This window comes from Vibrio sp. RE86, from assembly GCF_013114545.1.
Taxonomy (GTDB): Bacteria; Pseudomonadota; Gammaproteobacteria; order Enterobacterales; family Vibrionaceae; genus Vibrio.
Genome location: NZ_VTXI01000005.1, coordinates 1 through 13,038, shown reverse-complemented (window position 1 = coordinate 13,038; position 13,038 = coordinate 1). Strand labels below are relative to the sequence as shown.

General features: G+C 44.2%; 14 protein-coding genes. 4 read left to right on the top strand and 10 right to left on the bottom strand.

Annotated features, from left to right (window positions below):
• The first annotated feature begins 363 nt into the window (after nucleotides 1-363).
• The 4 genes from F0231_RS06470 to F0231_RS06455 all read left to right on the top strand — a co-directional run bounded on the left by F0231_RS06470 (nucleotide 364) and on the right by F0231_RS06455 (nucleotide 4,837).
• The gene (locus F0231_RS06470; protein WP_171758906.1) at nucleotides 364-927 is read left to right on the top strand and encodes a sigma-70 family RNA polymerase sigma factor; all 564 of its coding nucleotides are present in this window, start codon (nucleotides 364-366) and stop codon (nucleotides 925-927) included.
• Entirely contained in the window at nucleotides 920-1,648 is a 729-nt protein-coding gene (locus F0231_RS06465) for a DUF3379 domain-containing protein (protein ID WP_171758905.1), read from the top strand. The genes F0231_RS06470 and F0231_RS06465 overlap by 8 nt, the downstream gene beginning before the upstream one ends.
• A 266-nt stretch (nucleotides 1,649-1,914) precedes the next feature.
• Complete coding sequence (locus F0231_RS06460; RefSeq protein WP_171758904.1) at nucleotides 1,915-3,222, top strand: outer membrane protein transport protein; 1,308 nt, start codon at nucleotides 1,915-1,917, stop codon at nucleotides 3,220-3,222.
• 322 nt (nucleotides 3,223-3,544) lie between these two features.
• Nucleotides 3,545-4,837 (top strand): outer membrane protein transport protein, encoded by a 1,293-nt coding sequence (locus F0231_RS06455; RefSeq protein ID WP_171758903.1) that lies wholly within the window; start codon nucleotides 3,545-3,547, stop codon nucleotides 4,835-4,837.
• Between the two features lie 74 nt (nucleotides 4,838-4,911).
• On the opposite strand, the gene F0231_RS06450 is transcribed toward F0231_RS06455, so the two are convergent.
• The 10 genes from F0231_RS06450 to ccmA all read right to left on the bottom strand — a co-directional run bounded on the left by F0231_RS06450 (nucleotide 4,912) and on the right by ccmA (nucleotide 12,783).
• On the bottom strand, nucleotides 4,912-5,670 hold the full coding sequence (locus tag F0231_RS06450) for a VacJ family lipoprotein (protein WP_171758902.1): 759 nt from the start codon (nucleotides 5,668-5,670) through the stop codon (nucleotides 4,912-4,914).
• Between the two features lie 65 nt (nucleotides 5,671-5,735).
• Entirely contained in the window at nucleotides 5,736-6,953 is a 1,218-nt protein-coding gene (gene ccmI, locus F0231_RS06445; RefSeq protein WP_171758901.1) for a c-type cytochrome biogenesis protein CcmI, read from the bottom strand.
• On the bottom strand, nucleotides 6,953-7,438 hold the full coding sequence (locus F0231_RS06440; RefSeq protein WP_171758900.1) for a cytochrome c-type biogenesis protein: 486 nt from the start codon (nucleotides 7,436-7,438) through the stop codon (nucleotides 6,953-6,955). The genes ccmI and F0231_RS06440 overlap by 1 nt, the downstream gene beginning before the upstream one ends.
• Nucleotides 7,435-7,989, bottom strand: a complete 555-nt coding sequence (locus tag F0231_RS06435) for a DsbE family thiol:disulfide interchange protein (RefSeq protein ID WP_171758899.1) — start codon at nucleotides 7,987-7,989, stop codon at nucleotides 7,435-7,437. Before F0231_RS06435 ends, F0231_RS06440 begins: the two co-directional genes overlap by 4 nt.
• On the bottom strand, nucleotides 7,989-9,947 hold the full coding sequence (locus F0231_RS06430) for a heme lyase CcmF/NrfE family subunit (protein WP_171758898.1): 1,959 nt from the start codon (nucleotides 9,945-9,947) through the stop codon (nucleotides 7,989-7,991). The genes F0231_RS06435 and F0231_RS06430 overlap by 1 nt, the downstream gene beginning before the upstream one ends.
• Nucleotides 9,944-10,429, bottom strand: coding sequence for a cytochrome c maturation protein CcmE (gene ccmE / locus F0231_RS06425; RefSeq protein ID WP_171758897.1), 486 nt, complete (start codon nucleotides 10,427-10,429; stop codon nucleotides 9,944-9,946). Before ccmE ends, F0231_RS06430 begins: the two co-directional genes overlap by 4 nt.
• Entirely contained in the window at nucleotides 10,426-10,632 is a 207-nt protein-coding gene (ccmD, locus tag F0231_RS06420) for a heme exporter protein CcmD (RefSeq protein WP_171758896.1), read from the bottom strand. The genes ccmE and ccmD overlap by 4 nt, the downstream gene beginning before the upstream one ends.
• A gap of 6 nt (nucleotides 10,633-10,638) precedes the next feature.
• Nucleotides 10,639-11,388, bottom strand: a complete 750-nt coding sequence (locus F0231_RS06415) for a heme ABC transporter permease (RefSeq protein WP_171758895.1) — start codon at nucleotides 11,386-11,388, stop codon at nucleotides 10,639-10,641.
• A gap of 103 nt (nucleotides 11,389-11,491) precedes the next feature.
• Entirely contained in the window at nucleotides 11,492-12,160 is a 669-nt protein-coding gene (ccmB, locus tag F0231_RS06410; protein WP_171758894.1) for a heme exporter protein CcmB, read from the bottom strand.
• A gap of 2 nt (nucleotides 12,161-12,162) precedes the next feature.
• Nucleotides 12,163-12,783: a cytochrome c biogenesis heme-transporting ATPase CcmA gene (ccmA, locus tag F0231_RS06405; protein WP_171758893.1), complete on the bottom strand. Its 621-nt coding sequence runs from the start codon at nucleotides 12,781-12,783 to the stop codon at nucleotides 12,163-12,165.
• Nucleotides 12,784-13,038: the final 255 nt, after the last annotated feature.

The following is a 13,038-nucleotide window of genomic DNA, read 5'->3' as shown; positions in this document are numbered from 1 at the left end:
AATGTATAAAGCAATTAACTTACGCCAATTGAAATAATCAGTTTCCTGATTAGGAGAAAGTAAAGTCAGCCTTCAAAAGGAAGTGTCATCTTGCTCAACTTGTCAGTGAAACACCGACTAGATGACAGGTGTTACTATAACCGCTAGAGTGACCTAGATTTTGAATTAGATCAATTTTAAGTGGATTTGTACCTCGTAGCGGCATTTATATTTATCCTTACTTCACGACATCAATGCCACCATTTGCATATAATCACTGCTCGCTTGTGTCGACATACACAAAACAGAATGAATATCACTCTCCTGTTCCTACTAGAGAGAACGATTATAATAAGAAATCACAGAGCAACGAGGGAGGCTCATGTGTCAATTATCAATATTTTTGGAAAGAAAAAGTCTAGCGATCCGGTCAACTCGGATATGGACAGACAAAGAAAGTATGAAGCGCTCGTAAGAGCCTATCACAGAGACTTGTACCGCTATGCATATTGGTTGTGCAAAGACCCAACCATTTCAGAAGATTTGGTTCAGGAAACCTGCTTAAGAGCGTGGAAGTCTCTAGATAGCTTACAAGATGAAAAAGCCGCTAAGTCATGGCTAATTACTATCCTACGGCGCGAGAACGCACGCCGCTTTGAACGTAAACAGTTTGATCTGGTTGATATCGATGACCATGGCAACGATGCTAAGGTGTCCGACGATCCTCACCATCAAACAGAATGGGTTCAGGCGCAAATAATGAAGCTTGAAGAAGAGTATCGTGAACCATTGTTCCTACAAGTTGTTGGAGGATTCAGTGGTGAAGAGATAGGAGATATCTTGGGCTTAAATAAAAACACTGTAATGACACGACTCTTCAGAGCCAGGAACCAGCTGAAAGACATGTTAGATTCAGATAGCAAACATAGGGGGCAGCAAAATGGATGAACTAGAATTTCGCCGACGCATTATGTCCGATCCTAAGCAGCGTGATAACGAAATCAATGCTGCGATTCAAGCCAGCGACAAAAATGGTCAGTTTGCTGAAGAGATACTAGACCTCGACAAGCAAATCGCCAAAGCAATGGCCGTTGAAGTGCCAGATGATCTTGCTGATCGTATCTTATTTAATCAAACATCGTCCGTAGAAGAGAACGTCGTTAGACCAAATTTTGCAAGACGCGCGATGGCGATGGCGGCATCAGTAGCATTCGTCGCAGGTTTGCTAGTTGGGCAAGTTAACTGGGGTAAAATTGTGGTTTCTCCAGCTCAAGCGAGTCTAGCATCAACCGCGATGAAACACGTGGTGGATGAAAAGCCTTTTGTCACGAACCTTGATGAACAGGTGCAATCGAATCAGATCAACGCAAAGATGATGCCATTTGATCACCAGCTGTCTGAGACATTTCCTTACCATGTTTACTATTTGAATCATTGTGGCTTTGGTAAATCAAACGCGCTGCACATGGTATTCCAAGGTGAAAAAGGTAAAGTAACTCTGTTCTTAACTGGGATCCCGTCAGACAAAGCCGTCGACTTCAACAAAGATGGTATGGCAGGAATCGTGGAGCCAATGGGAGATACCAGCTTAATTATTGTTGGTGATGAAGGTGAAAATGTAGCGAAAATCGCAGAAAGCATCGCAAATATCATCAAACCCACAACTTAACAATCCGATAACAACTTGTGACCTACATCATGGCTTGAACAATTCGTTCAGGCCATTTTTTTAGCACAAAAATAGAGTTAAGACTCTAAAAAGTCACTTTTTCCGACATTTTCCTGCCAGATATCTGTCATTTCCGCAATTTTATCACCCAAATAGGCAATGGTCGGATTTCTATATCCTATACTTGGGTCTAGTATCAGCCACCACTGAGCTTTTGCTCAAATAATATCGCCCACAAGAGGCGAAGCAAAAAGGAAAAAGCAAAAATGAACAAGACGCGTCTGTTTAAAAAATCACTCTTAGCAGTGACTATTTCAACTGTTACAATCGCTTCGCAGCCGGCTCTCGCTGCAGGTTTCCAACTTAACGCACAATCAGCAACTGGTATCGGCCGCGCTTTCGCAGGTGATGCTGTAATTGCAGATAACGCAGCTGTTATGGCTCGTAACCCAGCAGCAATGGCTCTTTTCGACAAAATGGAGCTATCTCTAGGTTTCGAAAGCATCACTTCAATGATTGAAGTTAAAGATGCTACGTACACAAGTGGTGTTTACAACCCAGCAACAGGTCAGTCAACTCCAGTATCTTCAGCAGACGCTAATTATGACGATGCTGGTGATACTTCTATCGCACCAAACATCCACCTAATCGTGCCGGTTAACGACAAGTTTGCTTGGGGTGTAAACGCCTACTCAAACTTCGGTACAAAAACAGAATTTGATGATAACTATGTTGCTTCTGAGTACGGTGGTTTAACTGACGTTAAAAGTTTCAACCTAGGCCTTGCAGGATCATACCGAGTAAATGAGCAGCTTAGTTTTGGCGCTGGTTTAGATCTTATTTACGGACAAGGTACATTCAAACGTGCAGTACCTAGTACAAACAGTGCTGCTTACCTTCTCAATGTAGATAAAGCAGACGGTTGGGCAGTAGGCTTCAACCTAGGCTCTGTTTACGAGTTAGATGAAAACAACCGTTTTGGCCTATCGTACCGCTATAGCCCAGAGTTCACAGCTGATGACGATGCGGGGCAAAAGGTAACTCTACCACTTCCAGACATGGCTGAGTTCTCTGGTTTCCACAAAATTGAAGATACTAAGTTTGCGGTTCACTACAGTGTTCAGTGGATTGGTTGGAGCTCAATGGATCAGATTGACTTCGAAAACTTAGATGCGTCGTTGTCACAGCTTGGTGCAGTTAGCCCTACATACCAAAAAGATTACAAATGGCAGGACGGTTGGCGCTACGCAATCGGCGGTACATACTACTTAAACAATGATTGGACACTGCGTACTGGTTACATGTATGACACAAGTGCTCAAGATAGCCTAACATCAATCTCTGTACCAGATTCAGATCGCCAATGGCTATCTGCTGGTTTCACATACCATATCGATAGTGCTTCAAATGTTGACTTTGGTTTCACTTACCTAATGGGTAAAGATACTTCAGTAAACGAGTCTCTAGTTCTGCCTAGCACTACTAGCCCAACAGGTTATGCGTTCACATCAGTATCTGGCACCACTCACGCGGATGCAATTCTGCTAGGTCTACAGTACAGCCGCAGCTTCTAAGAAGTTAAGCGTACATAAATTTCTAAAGGGTCAGTTTTTACTGACCCTTTTTGTTATCTGTAACTTATTAATTTACCGTAACTCTTCTGACCTACTCTCGTATTTAAGCTTACACCTGTATACGTAAAACGTTTCGATAGACTACATGTGTACGCTGAAATAAAAAAACAAGCCATTAACATACGTTATATATCACTACAAAGTGGGTCATCTACATTATTTAACTTCAAACATAGTAAAATCACTGTTTTTTATTTTTAAAGTAATAGCTCTAAAACTATGATCGCCCGACTGATTTCAATCAATCTCAGCGAACATTACAATGAAAACAAATAAGACTCTCCTTTCACTCGCAGTGGCAGGCAGCCTTCTGGCAACTTCAACAACCGTTACAGCAGCAGGCTTTCAACTAGCAGAATACTCAGCAACAGGTCTAGGCCGAGCTTACGCTGGTGAAGCAGCGATGGCTGACAATGCAAGTGCGCAATGGCGTAACCCAGCAATGCTGACTTACCTAGAAGGTACACAGATTTCTGTTGGTGCTATCTATGTTGACCCTAATGTTGACCTTGAAGGTAATAGCTACCCTAATACGCCAGTTGCGACTGCGACAGGCTCAAAAGACTTCGCGCACGATGCTGTGATTCCAAACCTATACATTTCGCATAAGTACAACGATAAATTCGCACTTGGATTCGCGCTTGGCACTAACTACGGTATGGAGACATCTCTTGGGCAAGAGTTCGGCGGTGCTAACCACGGTAACGAAGCAAGTGTTTACTCTGTAGAAGCAAATCTAAATGCTGCTTACCAACTGACTGAGTCTGTAAGCATTGGCGGCGGAGTTCGTTATATTGATGCTGAAGGCAGTTTTGGGGCCGTATCATCTAGAGATGTAGTACTCCTCGGCGTATCTAAAGGCGATACCCTTAAATATATGGAAGGTGAAGATACAGCTTGGGCTTGGCAAGTTGGTACAGCGTGGCAAATCAACGACAATAACCGTATTGGTTTTACTTATAAGTCAGAAGTAGATCTTAAACTCGAAGGTACTGCAAATGGCCACGGTTTCCTTTTAGGCCAGCCAACAAGCAAAATCCCTGGCTCAATGAACCTAGCGCTACCTGCCACCGCTGAATTGGCAAGCTTCCATCAGCTAAATGATAAGCTAGCTATTCACGCTAGCATTAACTGGACTGACTGGAGTTCATTCGAAAAGCTAGAAGCAAATCTATCAGACCGTGCTGACCCAGTTCTTATCAAAGAAGAAAACTGGGAAGACAATATGCGCTATGCATTAGGCGCAACTTTCCAAGTTGATTCTAAACTGGTTCTACGCACTGGTATTGCTTATGATGAATCTGCAGTAAGTGAAGAGCATCGTACTGCGACGATTCCAGAAACAGACCGTCTATGGCTAAGTTTAGGTGCTGGCTACCAATGGTCAGAGCAACTTAACTTTGACGCTGGCTTTACTTATATCTTTGCTAAAGATGCAAAAATGTACGAAACAGATCCAGGCTTCGGTGCTGGGGACACGTTTGGCGGCGCATTTGAAGGTGAAGTCACTGGTAGCATTTGGCTAATCGGTGTTCAGGCGAACTACACGTTCTAATAGCTTTAAAATAGCTACAAATAATAAAGGCTTGGTATCGATACCAAGCCTTTATTTTATGGAGTCACTAGAGATTAAAAGTCTTCTAGATACTCATCTAAATAAGCTTCTTCATCCGCATCGTAGTCTTCTGTTTCGATTTCTGCATTGAAGTCTTGGCGTTGAATATACACATCACGCACTAATGCATAAGGATCCGGTGAGCCTTCCAATAGTGACTCTTGCTGAGCAAGGAGCGCCCTACTTTCTAATCCTTCCAGCGCCCATTTGCCTAGGCCTGCCCAAAAGTTTAGGAATGAAAGTGGTACGTACATACCATCAACAAAATCAGCTGTTTCTCGCACTGTCCAAGGGCCATAAGCAGGAACCATCACATAAGGCCCATTGCCTACCCCATAATGACCAATCGCATCACCAAACGCTTTTTCATCGTGATCAGTAATACCCGCCTCTGAAGCTACATCAATCAAACCACCTAAGCCGATAGTGGTGTTGATCCAAAAACGATTAAAGTGGTCTAGCGCTTTACCTCCGTTGCCCATGATCAAATTGTTGACCATACTGGATGGTTCATCCAAGTTGCCCAAGAAGTTACTAATACCGCTGCGCACAGGCACAGGAACGTAGTTGACGTAAGCCAAAGAGACCGGTTTAACCAGATAAGGGTCTAAGTAGTCATAATTGATGGTCCACATCGAGCGGTTAAAACTCTCAAATGGATCGTAGACTTGCGAATCGTCTACAACAATCTCTTCCTCGGGCGCTGACGCACACCCTGTCAACAACAGCGCTGAGAATATAAGTCCCCAATACTGTGGTTTGAGCTTTTTCATTATTATAATTTCCATAAAAAAGCCGGTGTTTACACCGGCCTTTGTCGATTCATACACAGTAACTATTAATACTGACTATCAATCATAACTTCAACTGGTTCGCCCATTTTAACGGCTTCGCTCTCACCAAACCAGTCCCCATCCTTAGTTGCAACGTTTCCGTCACTATCAATGCGAACACGAACCATCAATGCTTCTAGAGAAGATAGTTTGCGCTCTTGCAACATGCTGTTGCCATCATCAAGAACTACCGTACGAGGGAATGAGCCAAGTGGGTAACGAGCAGCTGCAACCGGCATTGGTGAACCGTCTGCTGAGTGGACAGACACGATCAATGCAGCATTAGGGTCTGCTTGCACCTGTTCACTAAGTTTAATAGTGACTGACACTGACTGACCAGTACCAACCTGTTGACCCATCTGTTTCTTCGCATTGTCGATGCTTCTTGATAGCATTTCGTAGCGAGAATCGCTTGGACCAATCATTTGTTGCATGATGCTCCAGTAACGCACTGCTGCTGGATAATCTTTACGCTCGTAAGCATCAAACGCTAGCAATGAGAACACACGTAGATCAACGTAATCTTGTTGGACAAGCTGACCCAGAAGGCGACGTGCTTTGTCTTGGTCAACATCATCTTGAGACAACATCAACGCTTGAGCATAACCCAGCATAACATCAGGATTATCTGACTCTAGCTTGTAGGCTTTTTTCATCGCACCAATCGATGTGTCTACATCACGGTTGGCCAATGCAATTCTTCCAAGCAATAACCAGCCTGTTGAATCCTCTGGTTGATAATGAAGGCGAGTACGCAATGCTAGCGTAAGGTCTTTCATCTCGTCTTCACTCAGTTCTTCACCTTGCGGAGACATCAGCTTTTTAGAAAGTGCAGGTAAGTTAGCACTAACTTCTTGCCACTGCTGAACATCTTCTGAAGCGCCAAACTTGAAGTAGAGGCCATAAGAGAGCACAACAACCAAAATCGCAGACGGTACAATTACTGCTAGGGCTGACATTTTAGTTTCTGCCTGAGTCGCAGTATCTTGAGGAATGTCATCAAGCAGAGACTGTTTCAAGTCATCGATCAAGTCTTGTTGGTTCTCAACCAAACCTTCATCCGTTTCTTCTTCTAACTCAGCAAGACGATCCTTATAGAAGGCTTTGTTCAGCTCATCGCGCAGTTCCGCATCGATGTTCGATTTCTTTTTGATAAACGGTAGTGCGATAAGTACAACACTCATCGCAATAAGAATGACTGAGGCTATCCAAAATAGTGTCATTACTGCTTGTCTCCATCATTCTTTTCTTCATCGAGAAGCGCTTTGAGACGGGCTTCTTTACCTGAGTCCCAACCCTTTGTGTCTTGCTTCACAGTTGCTTTCGACTTGCGGCTGCGAACAACAATAAAGCCAAAACCAAACAGGACGACCGCAATTGGGCCTACCCATAGAATTGACGTCGCTAGCGTAAACGGTGGGTTGTAAGTTACAAAGTTGCCATAGCGAGCAATCATGTAGTCAACGATCTCTTGCTTCGACTTGCCCTCTTTTGTCATCTCGTACACTTTGTGGCGGAGATCAACGGCAAGTTCAGCGTTAGAATCTGCGATAGTATTGTTTTGACACTTAGGACAACGCAGAGTGTTACCCAACTCTTTGAACTGATGCTCTTGCTCTAGGTTGTCAAACTCATAAATTTCAATGGTAGCAAACGCGGTCATTGAGAAGGTTAAGCATGCGACTAGGGCTAATATCCACTTTTTCATTGCTTCGCCTCCTCAATCAAACCTTCATACATTGGCTTGAGTTTTTCGTTCCAGTTGCGAGTGTTCACATCACCGACATGACGATAACGAATCACACCATTTGCATCGATAAGGAACGTCTCTGGTGCACCGTATACGCCAAGATCGAGACCAAGCATGCCGTTGCCATCAAACAAGCTGATTAAGTATGGGTTACCCAAATCGTTTAGCCAGCCCACCGCTTTTTCACGATCATCTTTGTAGTTCATACCAATGATCTTCACCCCTTGTGAGGCAAGTTCATTTAAATATTGATGCTCTGCATAACAAGTCGGACACCAGGTTGCCCAGACATTTAGCAGTAAAGGTTCACCTTTAAAGACGGCTTGGTCATACAGCTTGCCCGGTTCGGCAAGATCTTCTAAGCGAAACTGAGGCACTTCTTTACCAACGAGAACAGATTCGAGCTTAGTCGGATCATCACCATGTTGGTTGCGGATAAGCTGGGTAGCAAATACCGCTACCAAGCCTAAAAATGCCACTAATGGAATAAACAGAAACTTCTTATTCATCATGCCTCCTGCTTCTTCGCACTCTTTCTAAAGCGGTAACGTTTATCGCTGATCGCGATTGCACCACCTAGAGCCATTAATAGAGAGCCCGCCCAGATCCAACGCACAAATGGTTTGTAGTAGATACGTACAGCCCACGATTTGTCGTCGTCTAGACGTTCGCCCATTGCAATGTAAAGGTCACGCGTAAAGCCGCGATCAATCGCCGCTTCTGTCATCATTGAACGAGCTGTTGTGTAGAAACGTTTCTCAGCATGAAGTGTGTTGATGTATTTGCCGTCATGTGTGATTTCAAAATCAGCAATGTAACCATCATAGTTCGGGCCATCTTTGTCGCGTAGCCCCTCAAAGTAGAAATCGTAACCTTGAATTTGGAAATGCTCACCCGGTGCTAAACGTACGTCACGCTCGATGCTGTAGTTTTGCACCATAGCGATACCAATAACGGAAACCGCTAAACCAATGTGACCCATCATCATCGCCCAATGGCTACGTTGAAGTTTCTTCACACCTTCCATAAATGGGTGGCGGTGAGTCGCACGCTGGTACAATTCAAAACCGTGCATGAAGATAATCCACAATGCCATTACCCAACCGATGTAAGCCATAGTTAGGAAAAAGTCTGAGAAGATTGTTGTAAAGACAAATGCCAATACCAATGATGCAATGCCAGAGATAAGCATCGGTTTCTTCAAACTAGATAGGTCATCACGCTTCCAACGAACAAGTGGACCAATACCTAATAGGAATGAGAACGGAATCATCAACCACGCAAACAGCATATCGAAGAATGGCGCACCGATAGACACAGAGCCAAGTCCGATTTGCTTGTGAACGAGTGGTAATAAGGTACCTACGAGCACAACAACCAGTGCAGCAATTAGGAGAACATTGTTAGCTAACAATGCATTTTCGCGTGACACTAGGTCGAAGTTACCACGAACACGTACTGAAGCGCCTTTAACGGCAAACAGTAATAACGAACCGCCAATGACAAAGACCAAAAATCCAAGGATAAACATACCTCGAGACGGATCCGACGCGAACGCGTGTACCGAAACTAGGATACCTGAGCGAACAAGGAAGGTACCCAGTAAGCTTAATGAGAATGCCGAAATTGCGAGTAGAACTGTCCAAGCTTTAAACGTACCGCGTTTCTCTGTCACTGCTAAAGAGTGCATTAGGGCGGTACCTGCAAGCCAAGGCATGAATGATGCGTTTTCTACTGGATCCCAGAACCACCAGCCACCCCAGCCAAGTTCGTAGTATGCCCACCAAGAGCCTAGCGCGATACCCAGCGTTAGGAATAGCCATGCTGCAGTCGTCCAAGGGCGAGACCAACGTGCCCACGCTGTATCAAGACGACCTGTCATTAGTGATGCAATCGCGAAAGAGAAAGCAACCGAGAAGCCTACGTAGCCCATGTACAACATTGGCGGGTGAATAATAAGACCCGGGTCTTGCAGAAGTGGGTTTAAGTCACGACCATCAACTGGGAAGAAAGGCAACGTACGTAGGAATGGGTTTGACGTTAGGATGATAAACAGTAAGAAACCCACTGTGATCATACCCATTACCGCCAATACTCGAGCAACAGACTCTTGTGGCATACCACGACTAAACGTTGCAACAGCCACTGTCCACGCTGCTTGTATCAATACCCAAAGCAACAATGAGCCTTCGTGTGCTCCCCAAACCGCCGTTAAACGGTAATACCACGGTAGTTGGCTGTTGGAGTTATTTGCTACATAGTTGAGGGTAAAGTCGTTGGTATAGAACGCCCAAAGTAAAATAGCAAATGAGATGGAAAGAAGTAAGAACATGCCCCAAGACAGAGGTCTTGCGCTGTTCATCAGTAATGTATTGTTTTTTGATGCACCAACCAATGGCAAGATACTTAGCAATACTGCTAATGCCAAAGAGATAATCAGTGCAAAGTGGCCAATTTCAGCAATCATTGATCGCTTCCTTGTTTTTGTTGTTCAGTATATTGAAGAGGCTCATGCGTCTTTTTCATCGCTTCAGCGATTTCAGGTGGCATATACTCTTCATCGTGTTTCGCTAACACTTCAAAAGCCTCAATGGTGGTTGCATCAAGCAGCACACCTTGAGCAACGATCCCCTGCCCCTCACGGAAAAGATCGGGAAGAATGCCGTCATAAACGATCGTCACTTTAGGACCAACATCATGAAGGTCAAAAGATACACGCAGAGACTCAACATCACGTTTAACAGAACCTACAACGACCATACCGCCAATTCGTAAACGTTGGCCTACTTCAGGTTTAGTACCGTCAGGTTTACCGTTCACAATTTCTGTCGGTGTGTAGAATAAGTCCATATTCTGGTTTAAAGCGTACAGCATGAGACCAACTGTGGTACTGATACCAATGAAGATCGCAAGAACAATGCCGAGCCTTTTTTTACGTCTTGGGTTCATAGTGTGTTCTCCAAATTTTTCGCCGCGTCAATTCGTGCTTGTCTATCAGCCTTTGCCTGAACTTCATTTAGAAGACTACGACCACGTCGTACACTGGCAATCAATAAAACAAACATAACGCCAAAAGTAATGCCAAAAGCTGCCCACACATATCCTGCGTATCCGCCCATAGCAAAAAAGTCGCTCAAAGAATCAAAATGCATCGTAAATTACCCTCTCTGAGTTTTTTCTGCCGCTAACTTCATCACCCAAGGGCGGTGGCTCTCTTTGTTGATGATCTCGTTACGGAAACGAATCATAGTAAGTGCGCCAAAGAAGAAAGCAAAACCAAAAATATTAAGAAGTAGAGGCCAAAGCATATCGTTTGAGATCGATGGCTGCTCAAATTTCGTGATGGTCGCACCTTGGTGAAGCGTATTCCACCATTCAACTGAGAAGTGAATGATCGGTAGGTTAACGACACCTACGATAGCCAAAATGCCGGCAGCTTTAGCAGCTGTTTTTTGGTCATCAAAAGCGTGATACAAAGCAATCACACCAAGGTAGAGGAAGAGAAGAATGAGTTCAGATGTCAGACGAGCATCCCAAACCCACCATGTGCCCCACATAGGCTTACCCCAGATCGCACCTGTTAATAGGGCAATAAAGGTATATACAGCCCCAATCGGTGCCATTGCGGATGCGGCCATGTCGGAAAGTCGAACTTGCCATACCAAGCCGATAAAGGCAGCAATGGCCATCGACATGTAGACACCCATCGACCAAATCGCAGACGGGACATGGATGTAAATGATTCTGAAGCTATCGCCCTGCTGATAATCAGAAGGTGCAAAAGCCAATCCCCATACTGTGCCGATAGATAAACATAACAGCGCCAGTACAGAGAACCATGGTAAAAGCTTACCACTCAGCTGGTAAGCAGATTCAGGCTTGGCGTAGGGATGGAGCCATTTCCACATCGTAGTTCTCACTCTTACTTCAGGTTTATCTAACTTTTTCGTTAGATAATTATTAGTTTTGTAATTTATATAAAGGGAAAAAATCGTGCTTGATCAAAAACAACTAATTGACACTTACTCTTAATGCCGCACTAATTGCGAAAGGTGTTAGCGTCATTGCTCCCATAAACATGGCGCCCAAAATCGCGAGTTGACCGTTATACGCCATTCCAAGCGATGCAGCATCAATCGCAGACGTCGCAAAAATCAAAATTGGAATGTAAAGCGGCAGAACCAACAAACTCAAGAGTACCCCACCTTTCTGTAATCCCACTGTCAGAGCCACACCAATCGCACCAATAAAGCTCAACGTAGGCGTTCCGACAAGCAGCGTAAGCACAACCGCTAACCAGGTATCAAAGTTCAAAGAGAGCAATATTGATAACAAAGGGCTAATCAGAATTAGAGGCAGTCCAGTCAATAACCAGTGTGCTATTACTTTTGAAATAACCACAACCGGTAGTGGGACAGGCATAAGCATCATTTGTTCCAAAGCACCATCTTGAAAATCATCTCTGAATAAGCGCTCAAGAGAGAGCAGTGCTGATAACAATGCCGCTACCCAAACAATACCCGCAGCAATACGAGCAAGTAAGTTCGGTTCTGGGCCGATACTCAATGGGAAAAGCGTGATAACAATGATGAAAAACCAAAGTGGATTGAAAATGTCCGCTTGGCGACGAAAAGCGATGAGAAGCTCGCGTCTTATGATGCTGTTGATTGAGCCAAACATAATCAGTTACCTAGTTTGATTTTGCGTAGTTTTGGGTTATCTGCAAACATGTCTTGGTGAGTTGTAAGCATCACGATGCCTCCCTCTTCTGCATGTTTCAAAAACAACGACTCTAAGACCTTAACGCCCTGTTTATCAATTGCAGTTAAAGGTTCATCAAGGATCCAAAGTTTGTGGTCGCTGAGCCATAATCTCGCCAGAGCTACTCGCCGTTGTTGACCCGCAGATAGCTGAGCAACCGGTACGTCTTCTCTACCCGCTAAGCCTACTTTGGTTAGCGCTTCAAAAATAGTGTTCTTATCAAACGCCTGACGAGAGTGGATACTTAGATAAAAGCGTAAATTCTCATAGGCGGTTAGTTCACGCTTTACACCCGTTTGATGGCCTAAGAACAGTAAGTCTTGATGAAATTGGTCGCGGCTAGATTCGATACTTTCGCCTCGCCAGAAGATGTAACCGTGATCACGGTCGCCTAGCCCAGTAACAATACGCAGTAAGGTCGTTTTTCCTGTGCCGTTTCTACCTTCGATTTGAACTAACTCGCCGGAATCAATAGTAAAAGACAGGGATTCAAATAGAATTCTTTCATCTCGAATGGCTGTCAGTTGAGATACTTCTAACATTTGGGATCACTAGGTAAATTTCGAGGGGGTATCTTACCACAGCCACATGTTTGCAAAACAGAATTAGACCTATACGAATCACGAAACTACGTAAGAATCTGTTAATATTCAAACATAAAGTTTAGTAACTACCACTATTTAGTTACATTTGAAAGTAAATTACCACCTTCTAAAGAAGGTGGCTTTGTGTGAGCCCCCTAAAAGGGGGCCTTTGTTTAGTCCAACGCTAATTGTTGCTGTTCCACGCGCTCTTTC

What these genes read in the sequence shown, in the direction of transcription:
- F0231_RS06435 (WP_171758899.1), bottom strand. Translation starts at nt 7,989, where the DNA reads ATGAATAAGAAGTTTCTGTTTATTCCATTAGTGGCATTTTTAGGCTTG.
- ccmB (WP_171758894.1), bottom strand. Translation starts at nt 12,160, where the DNA reads ATGTTTGGCTCAATCAACAGCATCATAAGACGCGAGCTTCTCATCGCT.
- ccmD (WP_171758896.1), bottom strand. Translation starts at nt 10,632, where the DNA reads ATGCATTTTGATTCTTTGAGCGACTTTTTTGCTATGGGCGGATACGCA.
- F0231_RS06430 (WP_171758898.1), bottom strand. Translation starts at nt 9,947, where the DNA reads ATGATTGCTGAAATTGGCCACTTTGCACTGATTATCTCTTTGGCATTA.
- F0231_RS06440 (WP_171758900.1), bottom strand. Translation starts at nt 7,438, where the DNA reads ATGAAAAAGTGGATATTAGCCCTAGTCGCATGCTTAACCTTCTCAATG.
- F0231_RS06455 (WP_171758903.1), top strand. Translation starts at nt 3,545, where the DNA reads ATGAAAACAAATAAGACTCTCCTTTCACTCGCAGTGGCAGGCAGCCTT.
- ccmE (WP_171758897.1), bottom strand. Translation starts at nt 10,429, where the DNA reads ATGAACCCAAGACGTAAAAAAAGGCTCGGCATTGTTCTTGCGATCTTC.
- ccmI (WP_171758901.1), bottom strand. Translation starts at nt 6,953, where the DNA reads ATGACACTATTTTGGATAGCCTCAGTCATTCTTATTGCGATGAGTGTT.
- F0231_RS06450 (WP_171758902.1), bottom strand. Translation starts at nt 5,670, where the DNA reads ATGAAAAAGCTCAAACCACAGTATTGGGGACTTATATTCTCAGCGCTG.
- F0231_RS06460 (WP_171758904.1), top strand. Translation starts at nt 1,915, where the DNA reads ATGAACAAGACGCGTCTGTTTAAAAAATCACTCTTAGCAGTGACTATT.
- ccmA (WP_171758893.1), bottom strand. Translation starts at nt 12,783, where the DNA reads ATGTTAGAAGTATCTCAACTGACAGCCATTCGAGATGAAAGAATTCTA.
- F0231_RS06415 (WP_171758895.1), bottom strand. Translation starts at nt 11,388, where the DNA reads ATGTGGAAATGGCTCCATCCCTACGCCAAGCCTGAATCTGCTTACCAG.
- F0231_RS06465 (WP_171758905.1), top strand. Translation starts at nt 920, where the DNA reads ATGGATGAACTAGAATTTCGCCGACGCATTATGTCCGATCCTAAGCAG.